Source organism: Luteimonas sp. Soil_N_1, assembly GCF_057656255.1.
Genome location: NZ_JBDGKS010000002.1, coordinates 119,644 through 138,596 on the forward strand (window position 1 = coordinate 119,644; position 18,953 = coordinate 138,596).

15 protein-coding genes are annotated in these 18,953 nt (G+C 68.6%); 8 read left to right on the plus strand and 7 right to left on the minus strand.

The genetic code is table 11. From position 1 onward, the window contains the following. Positions 1-33 precede the first annotated feature (33 nt). Genes otsB through AC3A4E_RS14350 form a run of 3 tightly spaced genes read left to right on the plus strand, consistent with a single transcriptional unit; the run spans position 34 to position 4,006 of the window. Entirely contained in the window at positions 34-849 is an 816-nt protein-coding gene (gene otsB / locus AC3A4E_RS14340) for a trehalose-phosphatase (RefSeq protein ID WP_487632172.1), read from the plus strand. Continuing rightward, entirely contained in the window at positions 846-2,636 is a 1,791-nt protein-coding gene (locus tag AC3A4E_RS14345; RefSeq protein WP_487632173.1) for a glycoside hydrolase family 15 protein, read from the plus strand. Before otsB ends, AC3A4E_RS14345 begins: the two co-directional genes overlap by 4 nt. Beyond that, positions 2,633-4,006 (plus strand): alpha,alpha-trehalose-phosphate synthase (UDP-forming), encoded by a 1,374-nt coding sequence (locus tag AC3A4E_RS14350; protein ID WP_487632174.1) that lies wholly within the window; start codon positions 2,633-2,635, stop codon positions 4,004-4,006. Before AC3A4E_RS14345 ends, AC3A4E_RS14350 begins: the two co-directional genes overlap by 4 nt. Before the next feature lie 405 nt (positions 4,007-4,411). Here the strand turns inward: AC3A4E_RS14350 and gloA are convergent, their stop codons facing one another. From gloA to AC3A4E_RS14375, 5 genes are all read right to left on the minus strand, one after another. After that, positions 4,412-4,942 carry a lactoylglutathione lyase gene (gene gloA, locus AC3A4E_RS14355; RefSeq protein ID WP_487632175.1) on the minus strand — a complete coding sequence of 177 codons (531 nt, stop codon included), beginning with the start codon at positions 4,940-4,942 and terminating at the stop codon, positions 4,412-4,414. A 57-nt stretch (positions 4,943-4,999) separates the two neighbouring features. Continuing rightward, on the minus strand, positions 5,000-5,557 hold the full coding sequence (locus AC3A4E_RS14360; RefSeq protein ID WP_487632176.1) for a DUF4166 domain-containing protein: 558 nt from the start codon (positions 5,555-5,557) through the stop codon (positions 5,000-5,002). Positions 5,558-5,611: 54 nt separating this feature from the next. Beyond that, positions 5,612-7,219 (minus strand): SulP family inorganic anion transporter, encoded by a 1,608-nt coding sequence (locus tag AC3A4E_RS14365; protein ID WP_487632177.1) that lies wholly within the window; start codon positions 7,217-7,219, stop codon positions 5,612-5,614. A 263-nt stretch (positions 7,220-7,482) separates the two neighbouring features. After that, the gene (locus AC3A4E_RS14370) at positions 7,483-9,753 is read right to left on the minus strand and encodes a TonB-dependent receptor (protein ID WP_487632178.1); all 2,271 of its coding nucleotides are present in this window, start codon (positions 9,751-9,753) and stop codon (positions 7,483-7,485) included. Between the two features lie 26 nt (positions 9,754-9,779). Further along, positions 9,780-10,262: a DUF3574 domain-containing protein gene (locus AC3A4E_RS14375; RefSeq protein WP_465076035.1), complete on the minus strand. Its 483-nt coding sequence runs from the start codon at positions 10,260-10,262 to the stop codon at positions 9,780-9,782. A 232-nt stretch (positions 10,263-10,494) separates the two neighbouring features. On the opposite strand from AC3A4E_RS14375, the gene AC3A4E_RS14380 reads away from it, so the two are divergent. Beyond that, on the plus strand, positions 10,495-12,936 hold the full coding sequence (locus tag AC3A4E_RS14380) for a TonB-dependent receptor plug domain-containing protein (protein ID WP_487632179.1): 2,442 nt from the start codon (positions 10,495-10,497) through the stop codon (positions 12,934-12,936). An 18-nt stretch (positions 12,937-12,954) separates the two neighbouring features. On the opposite strand, the gene pgeF is transcribed toward AC3A4E_RS14380, so the two are convergent. Together pgeF and rluD are read right to left on the minus strand one after the other, a co-directional pair. After that, a complete protein-coding gene (gene pgeF / locus AC3A4E_RS14385) occupies positions 12,955-13,728 on the minus strand; it encodes a peptidoglycan editing factor PgeF (protein WP_487632180.1) in 774 nt (257 codons plus the stop codon). Next, a complete protein-coding gene (rluD, locus tag AC3A4E_RS14390; protein ID WP_487632181.1) occupies positions 13,725-14,714 on the minus strand; it encodes a 23S rRNA pseudouridine(1911/1915/1917) synthase RluD in 990 nt (329 codons plus the stop codon). The genes pgeF and rluD overlap by 4 nt, the downstream gene beginning before the upstream one ends. Before the next feature lie 90 nt (positions 14,715-14,804). Between rluD and AC3A4E_RS14395 the strand changes: the two genes are divergently transcribed. The 4 genes from AC3A4E_RS14395 (at position 14,805) to AC3A4E_RS14410 (ending at position 18,881) form a co-directional block, all read left to right on the plus strand. Further along, positions 14,805-15,671: an outer membrane protein assembly factor BamD gene (locus AC3A4E_RS14395; protein WP_487632182.1), complete on the plus strand. Its 867-nt coding sequence runs from the start codon at positions 14,805-14,807 to the stop codon at positions 15,669-15,671. Between the two features lie 184 nt (positions 15,672-15,855). Further along, a complete protein-coding gene (locus AC3A4E_RS14400; protein WP_487632183.1) occupies positions 15,856-16,776 on the plus strand; it encodes a lauroyl acyltransferase in 921 nt (306 codons plus the stop codon). 49 nt (positions 16,777-16,825) lie between these two features. Next, positions 16,826-17,344, plus strand: a complete 519-nt coding sequence (locus AC3A4E_RS14405) for a PH domain-containing protein (protein ID WP_487632425.1) — start codon at positions 16,826-16,828, stop codon at positions 17,342-17,344. Further along, positions 17,331-18,881, plus strand: coding sequence for a PH domain-containing protein (locus AC3A4E_RS14410; protein ID WP_487632184.1), 1,551 nt, complete (start codon positions 17,331-17,333; stop codon positions 18,879-18,881). The genes AC3A4E_RS14405 and AC3A4E_RS14410 overlap by 14 nt, the downstream gene beginning before the upstream one ends. The last annotated feature ends 72 nt before the right edge of the window (positions 18,882-18,953 follow it).

Below are 18,953 nucleotides of genomic sequence, written 5' to 3' on the forward strand. Positions count from 1 at the left end.
TCGGTTTTCCGGACGCGTGGCCATGATGCTGCAATGCGCCAATCACCGGAAGCCACCCCACCCTTCCTGACGCCGGCCGCGACCGCGTTGCCCCCGCCGCCCACGCTGCCGGCGAATGCGGCGTTGTTTCTCGATGTCGACGGCTGCCTGTTGCCGTTCGCGCCGCGCCCCGACGCGGTCGAAGTCCCGCCAGCACTGCTCGCGCGTCTGACCGTCCTGCAGCAGGCCTTGGGCGGTGCGCTGGCGCTGGTCAGCGGTCGCAATCTCGCCACGCTCGACCAGTTGTTCGCGCCGCAGGTGTTCGCGGCTGCCGGCCTGCATGGCGTGGAGCGACGCCGTCTCGGCCACACCGGCACCGCCGGCGACGTGCCGCCTGCACTGCTGCGCGCACGGGATGCGGCGATCGCCTTGATCGACGCGCATCCCGGCGCACTGGTCGAAGACAAGGGCGCGGCGCTCGGTCTGCACTGGCGGATGGTCGCGCCCGCGCACAAGGCCGCCGCCGAACTCGCGCTGCGCGCGTTCGCTGCCGGTGCACTCAGCGGACTGCCCGACTACCAGCTGCAACCCGGCGATCACGTGATCGAACTGCGCCCGCGCCACGCCGACAAGGGCAGCGCGATCCTCGCGTTTCTCGAAGAAGCGCCGTTCAAAGGCCGCGTGCCGGTGTTCGCCGGCGACGATCTCACCGACGAACCCGGCTTCTCGGCCGTCAACGCCCATGGCGGCATCAGCGTGCTGGTCGGTGATCGCGCCGGCAGTGCCGCCCGCTTCCGTCTGGCCAATCCCGCTGCGATCCATGCGTGGCTCGGCGTACCCGCAGACCCGAATCCGGAGACTTCCCGATGACCCAACCGCTCGCTCCCAGCCTCGATCTCGGCCTCGTCGGCAACGGCAGCTTCGGCGCGCTGTTCGACCGCAACGCGCGTCTGGTGTGGTCCTGCCTGCCCGCGTTCGACGGCGACCCCGCGTTCTGCGCGCTGCTGTCGCCGAAGGAGGGCCACGGCGACTGGTCGATCGAACTCGACGATTTCGAACGCAGCGAACAGAGCTACGTCGAGAACACCGCGATCCTGCGCACCGTGCTCTACGACCGGCATGGCGCGTCGCTGGAGATCACCGATTTCGCGCCGCGCTGGCGCCAGCACGACCGCTTCTACCGTCCGGTGATGCTGATGCGGCGCGTGCGCTTGCTGTCGGGCAGTCCGCGCATCCGCGTGCTGCTGCGCCCGCTGGCCGACTGGGGCGCGCGCGCGCCCGACAGCACCTGGGGCAGCAACCACATCCGTTATGTGCTGCCCGGTTTCACGCTGCGTGCGACCACCGATCTGCCGATCCGCCTGTTGCGCGACGGCCTGCCGTTCGTGCTCGATCGCGACCTGCACTTCCTGCTCGGCCCCGACGAGACCGTGACCCAGCCATTGCCGGAATTCGTACGCGACGGCCTGCATCGCACGACGAACTACTGGCGCGAATGGGTGCGCTATCTGTCGATCCCACTCGACTTCCAGGAAGCGGTGATCCGCAGCGCGATCACGCTGAAGCTGTGCCAGTACGAGGACAGCGGCGGCATCATCGCGGCGATGACGACCTCGATCCCCGAGGCCGCTGACACCGAGCGCAACTGGGATTACCGCTACTGCTGGATGCGCGATTCAGCGTTCGTCGTGCGCGCGCTCAACCGTCTCGGCGCGACGCGCACGATGGAGGAGTACATCCGCTACATCTTCAACCTCACCGTCAGCGACGACGGCGACATGCAGCCGCTGTACGGCATCGGCTTCGAGCACACGCTCACCGAAGAAACGATGCCGGCGCTGGACGGCTATCGCGGCATGGGGCCGGTGCGCCGCGGCAATCTCGCCTATGTGCAGCGCCAGCACGACACCTACGGCAGCGTCGTGCTCGCATCCACGCAGCTGTTCTTCGACCGTCGTCTGGAGCATCGCGGCGACGAGGCGACGTTCCGCAAGCTCGAACCGCTGGGCGAACTCGCGTTCAAGCTTTTTGATCAGCCCGACGCCGGCCTATGGGAATTCCGTGGCAAGGCGCATGTGCACACGTATTCGGCGGTGATGTGCTGGGCAGCCTGCGACCGGCTCGCGCGGATCGCCGGACAGCTCGGCATCGACGAACGCATCGGCGTCTGGCGCGAACGCGCCGACGGCATGCGCGAGCGGATTCTCGGCGAAGCGTGGAATGCCGAGCTCGGCCATTTCGCCGATGCCTTCGGTGGCGACCGGCTCGATGCCTCGCTACTGCTGCTCGCCGATCTCGGCTTCGTGACGCCGGAAGACCCGCGCTTCATCGGCACGGTCGAGGCGATCGGCCAGTCGCTGCGCCACGGCGACGGCCTGTTCCGCTACGTGACGCCCGATGACTTCGGCACGCCGGAAACCAGCTTCACGATCTGCACGTTCTGGTACATCGACGCGCTGGCATCGATCGGTCGCACGCATGAAGCGCGGCAGCTGTTCGAGACCCTGCTGTCGCGTCGCAACCACCTCGGCCTGCTGTCGGAAGACCTGTCGTTCGAGACCGGCGAGGCCTGGGGCAACTTCCCGCAGACGTACTCGCACGTCGGTCTGATCATGGCGGCAATGCGGTTGTCGCGGTCCTGGCAGGAAGCGGCATGAGCCGCCTGGTCGTCGTCTCCAACCGTGTCGCGTTGCCGGGCGCCAGCCAGAACGGCGGCCTCGCGACCGCGCTCGACGCGGCGCTCAAGGAGACCGGCGGCCTGTGGTTCGGCTGGAGCGGCAAGGTCGCGCGTGCACACTCGGGCGAGCTGCACCATCAGCAGGCGGACGGCATCGAGTACCTCACCGTCGATCTGTCGCGCGAGGATTACGAGGGCTACTACAACGGCTTCTCCAACCGCACGTTGTGGCCGCTGCTGCACTTCCGCCTGGATCTCGTCGACTACAACGCGCTGACCCAGGCCGCCTATCGCGGCGTCAATGCGCTGTTCGCCGAGAAGCTGTCGAAAGAACTGCGCGACGACGACATCGTCTGGGTGCAGGACTACCACCTGTTTCCGCTCGCGCAGGAGCTGCGCAAGCGCGGTGTGCGTGCACGCATCGGCTTCTTCCTGCACGTGCCGTTTCCCTCGGCCGACATCGTCGCCGGCCTGCCCCATCACGAGAAGACCTTCGGCGCGCTGTCGTCCTACGACCTCGTCGGTTTCCAGACCGAGCGCGATCTCGAACGCTTCCAGGATTACATCCGCCTGTTCCGCGGCGGCCAGGTCGCGGGCCAGGGCGACCTGCGCGACCACGACGGCCGTCGCTTCAGCGCAGCAGCATTCCCGATCGGCATCGACGCCGGCGTGATCGAATCCCTGGCCGAGACCGCTTCACGCAGCGCGACGACCAAGCGCATGCACGCCAGCCTCAACGGCCGCGCACTGGCGATCGGCGTCGACCGGCTGGATTACTCGAAGGGTCTCCCGGAACGCTTCCGCGCGATCCAGCGGTTCTTCGAGCGCCATGCCGACCAGCGCGGCAAGATGACCTATCTGCAGATCGCGCCCGTCTCGCGCGGCGGCGTCGCCAGCTACCGCACGTTGCGCCGTGAACTGGAGCAGTACGCCGGCCACATCAACGGCGCGCATTCCGAGCCCGACTGGACACCGGTGCGCTACGTCAACCGGACGTATCCGCATCCCGCGCTGACCGGCTTCTACCGCCTGTCGCGCATGGCGCTGGTCACCCCATTGCGCGACGGCATGAATCTGGTCGCCAAGGAATACGTGGCCTCGCAGGATGGCGACGATCCCGGCGCGCTGGTGCTGTCGATCTTCGCCGGTGCCGCGCGCGAACTCGATGGCGCGCTGCTGGTGAACCCGTTCGACAGCGACGGTGTCGCCGACGCGATCGCCGCGGCGATGGCGATGCCGCGGGAAGCACGACGCGAGCGCTGGCAATCGATGATCACGCGGATCCGCGAGTACGACATCCACGCGTGGCGCAAGGATTTTCTGTCGCGGTTGGCGGCGACGCGGGGCTGATCTCTCGCGTTGCGCGGGATGGGGTTAGCGCGAAGCGAAACCCCTCGCTACTCGCGCGCAGGCTGATCGCCCGGTTCGCGATGCCGCGAATCCTTAGGCGTCGCAGCTGACGTTCCGCCCTCACCCGACGCACTGCGTGCGTCGACCTCTCCCGGAGGGAGAGGTGCCAGTTTCGCTGCGTAGAAGGCGGGGTCGGGGTGGGCTACCAGGTGAGTCGCTCCTGCTCTTGAGCCCCTCTCCCTTCGGGAGAGGGGTTGGGGTGAGGGTGCTCCTCGCGCGCTCTGCAGAAAAAACTCAACAGATCGGCAAAGCCCTGCCCTCACCCCACCATCGGCATACGCCGATGGTCTTCCCCTCTCCCGGAGAAAGAGGGGCCAACGCGTCATCCGCCTACGGCGCAAGACATCACATTTTCGTGGGCTGGATGATCTCCACCCAGTACCCATCCGGATCCTTGATGAAGGCGATCGACTTCATCGTGCCGTCGGTCAGGCGCTTCTGGAACGTGACGCCCAGTTCCTCGAAACGCGCACACGCGGCGCGGACGTCGGGGACGCTGACGCAGATGTGGCCGAAGCCGCGCGGGTCGCTGTTGCCGTCGTGATAGACCGGGCCGTCCTGCGATTCGGTGCCGTGGTTGTGGGTGAGTTCCAGCACGCCCGGCTGGCGCGCCAGCCATTCGCGACGGGCATCTTCGTCGTCCGGGATGTTGGCGGTGTCGTCGACCAGCGAGAGGAAGAACAGCGAGAACTTCGCCTGTTCGAAATCGGCCTTGCGCACCAGCGTGAAACCGAGCACGCGGGTATAGAAGTCGAGCGAAGCTACCGGGTCCTTGACCCGCAGCATGGTGTGGTTGAACACGAAATCGCGGGTCGCGGCATCGCGCGGCGCTACGCCCGGGACGTTGGCGAGATCGGCGAGGGTCTGTGCGGTCATGGCACGGCTTCCTGAGACGGGCCGTCCATTATCGGCGAAGCCGCCGCAAGGACGCGGTCACGCGGCGCCGGTGTCGTCCGGCAGCAGCCAGCCGTGGTAACGCACCACTTGCCCGACGAGCGGCAGCGCGGCTTCGACCTCGAACGCATAGCGCCCGTCGATTTCGCGCTCGTTGCAGCGCACGTCGCGGAACAGTGCGGCCGGCAGCGGCAGCACACCGAGCAGGCGCGCGCCGGCGACGTTCCAGAAGATCGTGCCGTCCCAGGTGTGCAACACGAACCGGAACTGCGCCGGGCCGAGCCGCTCGCGCAGCTTGCCGTCGTGATGCGACAGGCGCGAGCGCATGCGCGAGGCCTTGGGCGGCGTGCCGAACACGCGCGACCAGATCTCGCCCTTCGGCCCGCTGGCGAAATCCACCGTCACCGGTGCATCGGTCATCGCACGCGGCAGGCCTGCAAGGCGTGCGCACAACCGCGACAACAGCCCCGTACCCCGTACCACCGTGACCTGTCCTCTGTAGCGCGCCGTGCCGTGCGTACCGTGCAGCGCGCGCAGGGCGTCGGGCAGACGGAAGAACGCGGCGCCGAGCAGGGTCTGGTAGAGGGTCGGCGTCATCGCACGCAGGTCATATCCGGGCGGCGCAGGATAGCGCCTGCGCGCCCGCTTCGATCAGTCCGGGGTCGGCGACTTCGGCTGGCGTTGCATCGACAGCAGGCCCACCAGCACCGCGAGCACCGCATAGGCGGCCGCGAACTGGAACGCGATCGCCTGGCGCAGGCCGTCGAGTTGCCACGGCAGCACCAACGCGCCGGTCGGATGGACCGAATGGATCACCCCGAACAGCGTGGCCACGGCGGCCGCCAGCAGGGTCGCGACCGCAACGCCGGTGCGCCGGTCCACCAGTGCGACCAGCGCGGTCGCCCACAGCATCGCAGTGATGATGAAACCGTTGCCGAGCACGACGATCGTCGCCATCTCCGGCAGGCCGTGACCGGCATCGACCTGCGCATACAGCGCGGCCATGCGCTCGGGATCAATCCAGGCCGGATTGCCGAACTTGATGTTGAGCAGGTAGGCGATCGCCGGCAGAAATGCCAACGACACCGCGATCGCGTGTTCGCGCTTCGTGCTGTGGAAGGCCTGCACGGTGATGTCGATGCCGACGAAGACGATGATCGGCGCGAGCACCGCGACCGGCAGCCACTGCACCAGGCCGGAGACCAGACCGAGCATGCCGCCGATGCCGATGAAAAGGCCCGTCAGCAGCGTGTAGCCGGTGCGCGCACCCATGTGCTTGTAGGCGGGCTGGCCGATATAGGGCGTGGTCTGTGCGACGCCGCCGCAGACGCCGGCGACCAGCGTCGACACCGCTTCGACCAGCAGCACGTCGCGCGTGCGGTAGTCGTCACCGGCCGCGCGCGCGCTCTCGCTGACGTTGATGCCGCCGACGACCATCAGCAGGCCGAACGGCAGCAGCAGCGAAAGATAGGGCAGCGTCGCCGGCAGTCCATCCACGAAGCCGAGATTCGGCCACGGCAGTGCGGGCGCCGGCCAGCTGGCATCGGGCAACGCGAAGCCCGGTGACAGACCGGCGAGACCGAGGCCGTAGTACAGCGCGAGACCGACCAGCAGGGCGAACGGTACGCCGGGCAGGCGCAGCGGCACCGGCCCACGTGCGACCAGCACGTAGAGCAGCAGGCCGAGCGTCGCGAAACCGGCGACCGGCGAGCGCAGCGTTTCGATCAGCGGCAGGAAGCCGAGCAGCATCAGCGCCGCGCCGCCGATCGAACCCAGCAACGCCGCACGCGGCACAACGCGGGTAATCCAGTCACCGGCGAACGACAGCACGAGTTTCAACACGCCCATCACCACCAGCGACGCCATGCCGAGCTGCCAGGTCGCGATGCCCGCGGCGTTCGCGTCCATGCCCTGCTGGCGGAACGCGACGAACGCGGGACCGAGCACTAGCAAGGCCATGCCGATGCTGGTCGGCGCATCGAGGCCGAGCGGCATCGCGGTGACATCGTCGCGGCCGGTGCGCTGCGCGAGACGCCGCGCCATCCACGTGTACATCAGGTTGCCGACCAGCACGCCGAATGCGGTGCCCGGGAACATGCGCCCGAACACGATGTCGGCCGGCACCCCGAAGATCCCGACCAGCGCCGCGGCGATGAAACCGAGGATGGACAGGTTGTCGACGACGAGGCCGAAGAAACCGTTGATGTCGCCGGGGACGAACCAGCGGGGGCGGTGGGTAAAGGTTGCGGGGGTGGACATCGGCTTCCCGAAATTGGATGGATTCGTTACACCGTCATTCCGGCGGACGCCGGGCCTTTAACGGACGAATGTCCGGTAATCCATTTTGATCTTGCTTCAACGCGCCTCTCGCAGAGCAGCATGCAAAAGCGAAGATCAAAATGGGTTCCAGCTTTCGCTGGAACGACGGGGTCGGGCTTTGGCGGGTACGGACGCATGACCGCCTGCTCCGGCGGGAGCGAAAAGCCCGCCACGGAAACTCGTGACGGGTGTATCGACGACCCTCAGAACTTCGCCGTGAACTCCACACCCCAGGTCCGCGGTTCGTTGATGAAGCCGGTCAGGTTGTTGAAGTCGATACCGCCGACGATGCGCGTGCTGTCGGTGATGTTGCGGCCGAACACGGCGAGGTCGTAGTTGCCCTGGTTCCAGTTCGTGCCGACACGCAGGCCGCCTTCCAGCGTCGAGCGGCCGCGGAATTCCGGCGATTCGTACAGGAAGAAATTGACCTGACCGCGGTACGCCCAGTCGGTGTAGACGTAGAACTCGGCGTCGTCGCCGACCGGCTTCGCCCAGCGCGCGGTGAGGTTGTGGATCCACTTCGGTGCCTGCGGCAACGGGTTGCCGTCGACGAGGGCGAAGCCGTTCACGGTGGGATCGGTCACGGTGCAGCCGCCGCCGCAAACCGCGACCGCGAGGTTCGGATCGCGGATCTCGGTGTCGTTGTAGCTCGTGCCCCAGGTCACCAGCAGCGTGTCGGTCAGCCAGGCCTGCAGATCGAGTTCGGCGCCCTGCCCGATCGACTTGTCGGCGTTGAGCAGGATCGCCTGGTTGGTCGCGCCGCCGACAGCGATCAGCTGCTGGCCGTCGACGTTGTAGCGGAACAGGTTGAAGCCGATGCGGCCGCGGCGGTCCCACAGGTCGGCCTTGATGCCGACTTCGTAGGAGATCACTTCCTCGGAATCGGCGACCGAGATGCCGCCGAACGCGAGACGTCCCTGGATCGACGGTGCGCGGAAGCCCTTGGCGACACGGCCGTAGACGTTGACGTCGTCATTGAGTTCATAGACCGCGCTCGCGTCCCAGCTGATGTCGTCGACATCGGTGTTCTCGAAGAACGGGCCGCCGACCGGCGTCCCGAACGGCACCGCCTGCAGCACGCTGGCGCTGAAGTCCTTCTTGTCCTGCGTGTAGCGCAGGCCGCCGCGCAGCTTGAGCTTCTCGTTGACGTCGTATTCGCCGGATGCGAACAGCGCCCATGCGGTGTTGCGCTGTTCCTGCACGGCGTGGCCGGTCTGCGGATTGCCGGGCGCGAGCGAGTCGTAGTTGAGGCTGTCGACGGTCAGCTCTTCGCGGAACCAGAACGCGCCGGCCTGCCAGTCGAAGGGGCCGTCGAGATTCGACTCGATGCGCACTTCCTGGGTGATCTGCTTGTGGTCGGGAATGCCGTCGGCCGACTCGGCCGCGAACGGAATGAAGCCAGGGCCGGAATCGGGCAGGAACGCGGCACCGTAACCACCGTCGATGTCACCGCGGTTCAAGGATTCCAGCGTTTCGTAGCCGGTGATCGAGTACAGGCTGTACTGGCCGAAATCCCAGCGCAGGCGGGCGCTGCCGCCCCAGGTTTCGAGGTCGGAGAAATTGACGCCGTCGACCGAAACCGTATCGCGATCGAAGCCCGGCACGAACCGGTTGCTGCCCGGCTCGACGAGGTTCGCGCGGAACAGGCGCGCGGTGCCGTTGAGATCGCGGCGGTGCAGGTTGAACAGACCTTCGAAACCGTCGCCCTCGTACAGGAACTGCACGCGCGCGGCGGATTCGTCGTAACCCTCGAAGCCCTCATTGGGCGCACCGGCCAGCGCGTTGCGCACCGAATCGTCGCGGCGCTGGTACAGCGCCGACACGCGCGCCGACCAGCGCTCGGTCAACGCGCCGCCGACCGCGCCTTCGAAGTTCCACATGTTGTCGCTGCCGTAGGCCAGCTTGCCGTAGCCCTCGAACTCCTGGCTCGGACGCACCGAATCGAACTTCACGACGCCGGCCGGCGTGTTGCGGCCGAACAGCGTGCCCTGCGGGCCGCGCAGCACTTCGACGCCGGCGATGTCGAACACCGGGAAGCCTTTCAGCAACGGGTTCTCCAGCACCACGTCGTCATAGATCAACGAGACGGGCTGCGAGGCATTGAGATCGAAGTCGGTATTGCCGAGGCCGCGGATGTAGAAGCGCGGAAACGCGCGGCCGTAGCTCGATTCGATGTTGAGGCTGGGCACGCGACCGCTCAGGAACCGGATGTCGGTGCCGCCGCTGCCGAGCACGCCGAGCTTCTCGGCATCGAGCGTGGTGATCGACACCGGCACGTCCTGGATGTTCTCCACGCGGCGCTGCGCGGTGACCTGCACCGCATCAAGCGTGGCGGCGCGTTCCTGCGGCGCGGCGGCGGGCGTGGCCGCGTCCTGGGCGAAGACCGTCGCCGGCAGGGCGCACGCGAGTGCGAAGGCAAGGCGGGCGGGACGGAGCACGGTCTGGCGGGCGCGGCTGGACGACATGGGGAACACCTCGGCGGGCAGGTGACGCGGGATGATCAGAACGAAACGTCGGCGTGCAGTTGCGAGCGCAGCACCGACAGATGACCGGTTTCCTGCTTCCATGCGGTGCGGATGGCCTCGATCGCGGCGGCCTGCTCCGGCGTATCGGGATGATGCACCACCAGCTCCTTGGAGCGCAGGCGCGACGGCGTGCTGGCGCCCGGCGGCAGCCACTGGCCGTAGACGTCGATCACGCTCAGGCCTTTGGGAAAGCGTGGCGTGACTTCGCGATCGAGGAAGTCGAGCCAGCGCTGTTCGGAAGCCGCGGTCTCTTCGGGCGAAGCCACCCACTGGCCGGTCGCGAAGTACAGCTCGGTGCGCACCCAGCCGATACCTTCCGCCGGCCGCGCTGCATCGCCGTGATAGGCCGAGGTGACGACCTTCTCCGGCACGCCGGGCGCGGACGTGGGCGCACTGGTGGCGCAGGCGGCGAGGGCCGACGCGGCGAGGATCGACAGCAACGGACGGAACAGGGACATGGCGACGGCCGGGAAGTGCGGGGCCGCCATGCTAGAGGCGTGGACGGCCGGGAATTGTTGCAGTGCCGCAACACTGTATCGCTCAATCCGGATGGACGTATGAATTCGAAGCGTGCCCAATGGCGGACCGGCCGCGCCCTGCGCGGTCGCGGTGCCGGGCGTCACGTCGCCCTCCCCAGGTCGGCGCCCGGCACCGCCCCTATCCCCGCCTACGCCAGGAAATTCCATGCCCATGTCGTCCGCCCGCCGCCTCGTCTCCACCCCTCTGGCGCTGGCCATCGCATGCGGCCTGGCCCTGCCCGCCGCCGCGCAGACGCCTGCCGCCGACGGCGCGACCCGTCTGGATGCGGTGATCGTCACCGGCACCCGCGCGACCGATCGCACGGTGCTCGAATCGACATCGCCGATCGACGTGCTCGACGAAGACGACCTGCGCCGCGCCGGCGCAGTCAACGGTGAACTCGGCGCTGCGCTGCAGGCGCTGCTGCCGTCGTTCAACATCCCGCGCCAGTCGAACTCCGGCGGCGCCGATCACATCCGCGCCGCACAGTTGCGTGGCCTGTCGCCGGATCAGGTGCTGGTGCTGGTCAACGGCAAGCGCCGGCATGTGTCGTCGCTGGTGACCACGGGTTCGAAGGTCGGCCGCGGCACCACGCCGGTCGACTTCAACGCGATTCCGCTCAGCGCGATCAAGCGCATCGAAGTGCTGCGCGACGGCGCGGGCGCGCAGTACGGCGCCGATGCGGTCGCCGGCGTGATCAACATCATCCTCGACGACGGCGGCGATGGCGGTGCGATCGAAGCCAGCTACGGCGCGCACCACACCAGGTTCGAGCCCACCGACCAGCGCATCACCGACGGTCAGAGCGCCTCGCTCGCGGCGAAGGTCGGCACCGCGCTCGGCGACGACGGCTTCCTGCGCGTGGGCCTGGAATACAAGGAACTCTCGCCGACCAACCGCGCCGGTTTCGACCAGATTCCGCCGTGGGACCAGACGCCGCGCAACCTCGCCCTGCAGGGCCAGCGCAACTACCACCACGGCAACGGTGCGGCCAAGGACATCAACGGCTGGCTCAACACCGAGATCGCGCTCGGCGAGTCCGCGACCTTCTACGCGTTCGGCACCTACAACCAGCGCGACACCGAAGGCGCGAATTATTTCCGCTATCCCGACGGCGAAGCGAACTGGCTCGAGGTGTATCCCAACGGTTTCCGCCCGGTGTCGATCGGCGAGAACCTCGATGTCGCCGGCGTCGCCGGTGTGCGCACGCAGTGGGGCGACTGGGATGTCGACGCCAGCCTCAACCACGGCCGCAACGCGTTCACCTATCGCCTGCGCGATTCGATCAATGCCTCGCTCGGCGCCTCGAGCCCGACGCGCTTCAAGACCGGCGACTACGCGTTCGACCAGACGCTGGCCAACGTCGACGTCAGCCGTCTGTTCGCGCAGGGCGACAACCTGCACACCTTCGCCACCGGCGTGGAATTCCGCGTCGAGAACTACGAGACCGGCGCCGGCGATCCGGCGAGCTATGCGGCCGGTCCGTTCACCGATCGCCCGACGGGTTCGCAGGCCGGCGGCGGCCTGACCCCGCAGGACGAGGCCGACCTCGACCGCGATGTCGCCAGCGTCTACGCCAGCGTGTCGAGCAGCTTCGGTGAGAAGCTCAGCACGGATGCCGCCGTGCGCTACGAGCACTACAGCGACTTCGGCGGCGAAGTGACCGGCAAGCTCGCTGCGCGCTACGAGTTCGTGCCGGCGTTCGCGCTGCGCGGCGCGCTGTCGAAGAACTTCCGCGCGCCGTCGCTCGGCCAGATCGGCTACGAGTCCACGGGTACCGGCTACAACGCCGCCGGCCAGCTGATCCAGAGCCGCCTGCTGTCGGTCAACAACCCGATCGCCCGCGCGCTCGGCGCGACCGACCTCACGCCCGAGCAGTCGATCAACGCCAGCCTCGGCTTCACCAGCCGCGTCGGTGAGAATTTCGACTTCTCGCTGGACCTGTTCCAGATCGACATCGACGACCGCGTCGCGCTGTCGGAAGCGATCACCAGCGATGCGCTGACCGACTTCATCGACGCCGAATTCGGCGTGCCGGGTGTGCAGAGCGTCAGCTTCTTCACCAACGCCGCCGACACGCGCACGCGCGGCGCCGAGGCCGTCGCCAACTGGCGTCACCCGCTGGCCGGCGGTTCACTGCTGCTGACCGGTACCTGGAGCTACGCCGACACCGAGATCAAGCGCATCGTCGCGACCCCGGCCGCGCCGTCGGCGGTGGTGCCCGACGCAGTGCTGTTCGGCGTCGAGGAAAGCAATACGCTGACCGACGCCGCCCCGCGCACGCGCTCGGCGTTCACCGGTAGCTGGTCAAACGACCGCTGGAACCTGCTCACGCGCGTGACCCGCCACGGCAGCACCAAGCGCGTCTTCAACTTCGGCGGCGGCTTCGAGCCCGAGCAGGTCTACGGCGCGAAGTGGCAGCTCGACGCGGAAGCCGAAGTACGCCTCGGCGACAAGTGGACGCTCGCCATCGGCGGCCAGAACCTGACCGACGAATACGCGGATCTCTCGAACGAAGACATCTTCTACTTCGGCAACCTGCCCTACGACGTGCTGTCGGGCATCGGCAGCAGCGGCGCGTACTACTACACGCGGGTGCGGTACGCGTTCTGAGATCCCGCACCGCCGGGCTCAGCCCGGCGGTGCGATCCACGCGAGTGTCGCGATGCGGCCCGTCCGCGCGTCGCGGCGATGCGAGAAGAACGCATCGGCTTCGGCGATCGTGTCGCGGTCGCCACCATGGATCGCATCCACCCGGACTCCCACCGCTTCGAGATGCCGACGCGCCAACGCGTACAGATCGACGCGCCAGTGACCGTCACGCGTGGCGACGAACGCGGCATCCGCGCCCGGATCGCCCGCAACGAACGCATCGCGCACCTCGGCCCCGATTTCGTACGACGCCGGTCCCGCTGCCGGGCCGAGCCACAGCTGCAACTGAGACGGCGACGTGCGCATCGCCGCGACCGTCGCTTCGAGTACGCCCGCTGCCAGTCCACGCCAGCCTGCGTGCGCGGCGGCGATCTCGCTGCCGTCATCGGCGGCGAACACGACCGGCAGGCAATCGGCGGTGAGGATCGCGAGCACGACGCCCGCTTCCGACGTCACCGACGCATCGGCCTCGACCAGCGCCTGCTGCGCAGCGCCCGCCGGCGCAACGAAACGTGCGACCTCGACGCCATGCACCTGCTGCAGCCAGTGCGGCGGCGATGGCAGGCCGGCGATGTCGACCAGTACGTCGCGATTGCGCGCGACCGCAGCCGGCGCGTCACCGGAAGCGCTGCGGTGGTTGCCGAGGTTGAAGCTGTCGAACGGCGCCTGCGACACGCCTGCGCCGTGGCGCAGCGTCGTCAGCGCCCGCACGCCACGCGGCGCGGGCCAGGCGGCGTGCAGCAGCGCGCTCACCGCTGCCCCATCTCCGCGTGCTGGATCGCGTCCGCACGCAGCACCTTCAGCAGGGCCTGCATGTCCTCGGGCAGCGGCGCTGTGCAGCGCACGGCCTCGCCGGTGACCGGATGCTTGAACTCCAGCGTTTCGGCATGCAGCGCCTGGCGGCGGAAGCCGCGCAGCATCGCGATCATCTCGTCCGACGCGCCCTTGGGCAGCTTCAGCGAGCCGCCATAGAGCGGGTCGCCGAGGATCGAATGGCGCAGATGCGCCATGTGCACACGGATCTGGTGCGTGCGGCCGGTCTCGAGCCGGCATTCGAGCGCGGTATGCGCGCGGAAGCGTTCGCGCAGACGGTAATGGGTGACGGCTTCGCGGCCGTCCTCGCGCACGCCCATCCGCAGGCGATCGCGCGGGTGGCGGTCGATCGGGGCATCCGCGGTGCCGCCCGAGACCAGCGCGCCGACCACGACCGCCAGGTACTGGCGATGTACGTCACGCGCCGACAGCTGCTCGACCAGCGCGTTGTGCGCCTCGAGCGTGCGCGCGACCACCATGACGCCCGAGGTGTCCTTGTCGAGCCGGTGCACGATGCCGGCGCGCGGCAGCGTCGCCAGCGAAGCGTCGCGGAACAGGAGCCCGTTGACCAGAGTGCCGTCATGGTTGCCGGCCCCCGGATGCACGACCAGCCCGGCCGGCTTGTCGATCACGATCACCTGGTCGTCCTCGAACAGGACCGACAGCGGGATGTCCTGCGGCTCGGCGGTGGTCTGGGTGTCGAGCACGACGTTCAGGCTCACGGTCTCCCCGCCCACCACCGCGTCGCGCGGGCGCGGCACCGCGCCGTCCAGCAGCACCTCGCCGGATTTGATCCAGGTGGTCAGCTTGGAGCGCGAGAACTGGGGGAACAGTTCGGCGAGCACGGCGTCGAAACGGCGCCCTGCCGCGGCATCCGGCACCGTGGCGGTGCGGTGGTCGGGGTGGTCGCTGGGGTCTTGCTGCATCGGGACGGCTCGGGTTCAGGCGGGGAAAGCCGGGCGATCCACCCGGACTGTTATTATCCGCGGTTCGTGCCCATACGCCCAATCGCCCTCATGACCTCACCTCCCGCCTCGCCGTTCCGCGCCCTGGCCCGCACTTCGATGCTTCTGCTGCTGGTCGTCATGGTCGCCGCGGGCTGCTCCCGCAACACCAGGGACGACGAGAACGAGGGCGTCCCCGTCGCCGAGCTCTACCAGAAGGGCCACGAGTCGATGCGCAAGGGCAACTGGAGCAACGGCGCCACGTCGTTCCGTCGCCTGGTCGCCCAGTACCCGTACGGCCCCTACACCGAACAGGCGCTGGTCGAGACCGCCTACGCCAACTACAAGATGGGCAACAACGAGGAAGCGATCTCGGGCATCGACCGCTTCATCCGCACCTATCCCACGCACCGCAACATCCCCTACATGTACTACCTGCGCGGCCTGGTGAACTCCAACCGCGACACGGTGTTCCTGCAGCGCGTGTGGAGTCTGGACAGCAGCCGTCGCGATCTCGCCTCGCCGAACCAGGCGTACGCGGACTTCAACACCGTCACCGACCGCTACCCGAACAGCCGCTATGCCGCCGACGCGCGCCAGCGCATGGTCGCGCTGCGCAACACGTTCGCGCGCCACGAGATCGAAAGCGGCCTGTACTACCTGCGCCGCGGTGCCTACGTGGCGGCCGCCCAGCGCGCGACCTATCTGCTGGAGACCTATCCGCAGAGCGAGTACCAGAACGATGCGGTCGCCCTGCTGGCGATCAGCTACACGGAGCTGGGCAACGAGACGCTGGCCGCCGATGCCCGCCGCGTGCTGGAGCAGAACGAGCCCGACCATGCCGCCCTCACCGGCAAGTGGCCTGACGAGCCGTGGCGCATCCGCCGCCTGAACCCGTTCGCGACCGAGCGCACCGCGATCGACACCGATCGCGACTGAGTGCCGGACGTGCTTCACGGAACGCCGCCTTCGGGCGGCGTTTTCCGTTGTGGACGTCCACAGACGCAGCCTGGACGCTGCCGTCCGCCGCGTGACCCGATGACCGTGGAGACAGGGGTCGCAGCGATCCGCCAGCGGCTTTCGACCTATCCCCACCCGCGCGACACCGCCTAGACTTCGAGACATGCCGGACCTCACCGCACGACTCCTCTATCTGCTGGCCACGCTGGCCGGGATGCTGCCGGCACCGGTGCAACGTGGCATCGCCGGGATGGTGGCCGCGCTCGGGCGCGCCGCCGGCAGCCGCGAGAGCCGGGTCGCGCTGCGCAACCTCGAACTCGCCTATCCCGAACTGACCGGCGACGAACGCGATGCGCTGCACAGGGCGGTGTTGCGCACTACGGTGCTGCAGACACTGGAAACGCTGCGCCTGTGGACGCGGCCGCATGCGCGCAACCTGCAGATGCTGCGCGAGCAGCACGGCGTGGGCCTGTTCGACGCGGCACTGGCCGATGGCCGCGGCCTGATCGTCTGCGCACCGCATTACGGCAACTGGGAACTGCTCAACCAGTGGCTGGCCGCGCGTACGCCGATCTCGATCCTCTACCGCGCGCCGGACTCGGCGGTCGGTGAAGCGTTCCTGCGCCGCGTGCGCGCCGGCGCAGCCGATCGCGTGCGCCAGGTGCGCGCCGAAGGCCCGGCCGTGCGCCAGCTGTGGAAGACGCTCAAGGACGGCGGCGTGGTCGGCATCCTGCCCGACCAGCAGCCCAAGGCCGGCGACGGCGAGTTCGCCCCGTTCTTCGGCATGCCCGCACTGACGATGACGCTGGCCTCGCGCCTGGCCGAGCGCACCGGTGCGACCGTGTTGTTCGCATACTGCGAGCGCATCGGCAACGGTCCGGATTTCGCGTTGCGCATCGAACCTGCGCATCCCGCGATCGCCGATGCCGATCTGGTGCGCGCGACCACGGCGCTCAACGCCGGCGTCGAACACATCGCGCGGCGCGATCCGGCGCAGTACCAGTGGACCTACAAGCGCTACAAGGCGCGGCCGTCGGGCTCCCATGACGACAACCCCTATCTCGACCTCGAACGCCGCCGATGAGCACGCGCCGATGACTGCCAGCGACACCGAAGCCTCCCTTCCGCCGCCGCTGCCCGCGGTGCCGGCGTCGCCCGCACCGCAGGTCGAGACCGACGTCTGGCAGCCACTGCCGGCCCGTGCGCGCACGCTGGCGACGATCACCGCCCTTGCCGGCACGCTGGTCCCGCTGGCGATCGCATTGGGTGTCGGTCTGATCGCCGCCAACCGCCAACCGCTGTCGTTCGCGATCGCGGGCGCGCTGCTGCTGGTGATTCCGGCATGGGCGGTGTGGATCGCGCGCCGGCGCTGGCTGCGCACACGCTGGCGGCTCGATGACGACGGCTTCGGCGTGCGCCGGGGACACCTGTGGCGCAGCGACACGCGCGTGCCTGGCAACCGCGTGCAGCATCTCGACGTGCGCCGCGGTCCGCTGGAACGCGCGTTCGGACTGGCGACGCTGATCGTGCACACCGCCGGCACCCGCAACAGCGCGCTGTCGCTGTCCGGTCTCGACTTCGAAGAGGCCGAACGCCTGCGCGACACGCTGGCCGCACGCGCCGCACGCGACGACGACCATGACGACGCCTGAGCCGGCCGCGCCCGAGGCGCTGCTGCCCGAGGACCACGAGCGTCGCCTGCATCCCGGCTCGTGGCTGTTCGTGCTGCTGCAGAACCTGCGGCAGTTCATCGTGCCGCTGGCGGTGCTGCTGTTCGCCGGCGGACGCCGCGACGACGGCTGGCCGTGGTGGCTGCCGATGATCGGCGTGGGCGTGCTGGTCGTGGTGTCGGTGTGGCAGTACCTGACCTTCCGTTACCGCATCGACGACGACCGCCTGATCGTGCGCAGCGGCCTGTTCGAGCGCAGCGTCCGGCAGATCCCGTACTCGCGCATCCACAACGTCGCGATCCACCAGACCCTGCTGCATCGGCTGATGGGCGTGGCCGAGGTGCGGCTGGAGTCGGCCGGCGGTACCAAACCCGAAGCGCAGATGCGCGTGCTGCGCATGCCCGAAGCGCTCGCGCTCGAACAGCTGATCCGCGATCGCAGCCACGCCGATGCCACGCAGGACGCGCCCGACGGCACCACCGTCGCCACGCCGGCAGGCACCACGCTGCTGGCGATGTCGACCTGGGAAGTGGTCAAGCTGGGGCTGATTTCCAACCGTGGCCTGATCGTCGTCGCCGGCGCAGTGGCAGTTTCGTTCCAGATCCTGCCCGAACGCACCATGGGTCGGTGGCTGTTCGAGTACGGCCGCGAGGCGTTCGGCTATGCCAGCGGCTTCGCGACGACCTGGATGGCCAAGGGCCTCGCGCTGATGGGCGTGCTCGCGGTGGCGCTGCTGCTGATCCGCGCGTTCTCGGTCCTGCTGGCACTGATGCGCTACCACGGCTTCCGGCTGCAGCGTCAGGGCCGCCGCCTGACCGTGGAACGCGGCCTGCTCAACCGCTCCCGCAGCAGCGTGCCGCGGCGACGCATCCAGGCATGGACACAGCAGGAAGGCGTGCTGCACCGTCTCTTCGCACGGCGCACGCTGGAGATCGACACCGCCAGCGCGCGCGGCGGCGACGGCCAGGGCAATGCGGACGCGCAGCGCGGGCTCGATGCCCTGGCGCCGATCGCACCACCGGACACCTGCGATGCGATCGTGCGCGACATCGCCCTGCTGCCGTCATGGCCGCCGGTGGACTGGCAGTCCCTGCACCCGCGCGCCTGGCAGCGGTTGATGCTTGGCGATCTGTTCGCGACCGTCGGTCTGTGCGCCGTGCTGGCCTGGTTCTTCCAGTGGTGGGGCGCGCTGGGCCTGCTGTGGCTGCCGTGGTCGATGTTCGTCGCGCGCCGCCACGCCGCACGCGCCGGCTACGTGGTCGACGAAGCGGTCGTGGCGGTGCGCGAAGGCTGGTGGACGCGCACCTGGCGGTTTGCCGAGCTGGGCAAGCTGCAGGCCGTCGAATTGCGACAGTCGCCGCTGGACCGCCACTTCGGCATGGCCTCGGTCTGGCTCGACACCGCCGGCGCCAATGCGCTGACTACGCCCCTGCGCCTGCGTTTCCTGTCGCTCGACGATGCCGAGCGCATCCATGCGACGCTGGCGCGTGCGATCGCGCGGCGACCGCTGCGCTGGTGATCCGGACCCGGAATCCGGCCAGCCACTCTTCAGCTGCCGCTGGATAACTTGAGGCCTGTCTGTCCCATCACT

Excerpts from the sequence above, each read along its gene's own strand:
- AC3A4E_RS14380 (WP_487632179.1), top strand. The coding sequence starts at position 10,495 with ATGTCGTCCGCCCGCCGCCTCGTCTCCACCCCTCTGGCGCTGGCCATC.
- AC3A4E_RS14365 (WP_487632177.1), bottom strand. The coding sequence starts at position 7,219 with ATGTCCACCCCCGCAACCTTTACCCACCGCCCCCGCTGGTTCGTCCCC.
- AC3A4E_RS14395 (WP_487632182.1), top strand. The coding sequence starts at position 14,805 with ATGACCTCACCTCCCGCCTCGCCGTTCCGCGCCCTGGCCCGCACTTCG.
- AC3A4E_RS14360 (WP_487632176.1), bottom strand. The coding sequence starts at position 5,557 with ATGACGCCGACCCTCTACCAGACCCTGCTCGGCGCCGCGTTCTTCCGT.
- otsB (WP_487632172.1), top strand. The coding sequence starts at position 34 with ATGCGCCAATCACCGGAAGCCACCCCACCCTTCCTGACGCCGGCCGCG.
- rluD (WP_487632181.1), bottom strand. The coding sequence starts at position 14,714 with ATGCAGCAAGACCCCAGCGACCACCCCGACCACCGCACCGCCACGGTG.
- AC3A4E_RS14345 (WP_487632173.1), top strand. The coding sequence starts at position 846 with ATGACCCAACCGCTCGCTCCCAGCCTCGATCTCGGCCTCGTCGGCAAC.
- AC3A4E_RS14410 (WP_487632184.1), top strand. The coding sequence starts at position 17,331 with ATGACGACGCCTGAGCCGGCCGCGCCCGAGGCGCTGCTGCCCGAGGAC.
- AC3A4E_RS14400 (WP_487632183.1), top strand. The coding sequence starts at position 15,856 with ATGCCGGACCTCACCGCACGACTCCTCTATCTGCTGGCCACGCTGGCC.
- AC3A4E_RS14350 (WP_487632174.1), top strand. The coding sequence starts at position 2,633 with ATGAGCCGCCTGGTCGTCGTCTCCAACCGTGTCGCGTTGCCGGGCGCC.
- AC3A4E_RS14375 (WP_465076035.1), bottom strand. The coding sequence starts at position 10,262 with ATGTCCCTGTTCCGTCCGTTGCTGTCGATCCTCGCCGCGTCGGCCCTC.
- gloA (WP_487632175.1), bottom strand. The coding sequence starts at position 4,942 with ATGACCGCACAGACCCTCGCCGATCTCGCCAACGTCCCGGGCGTAGCG.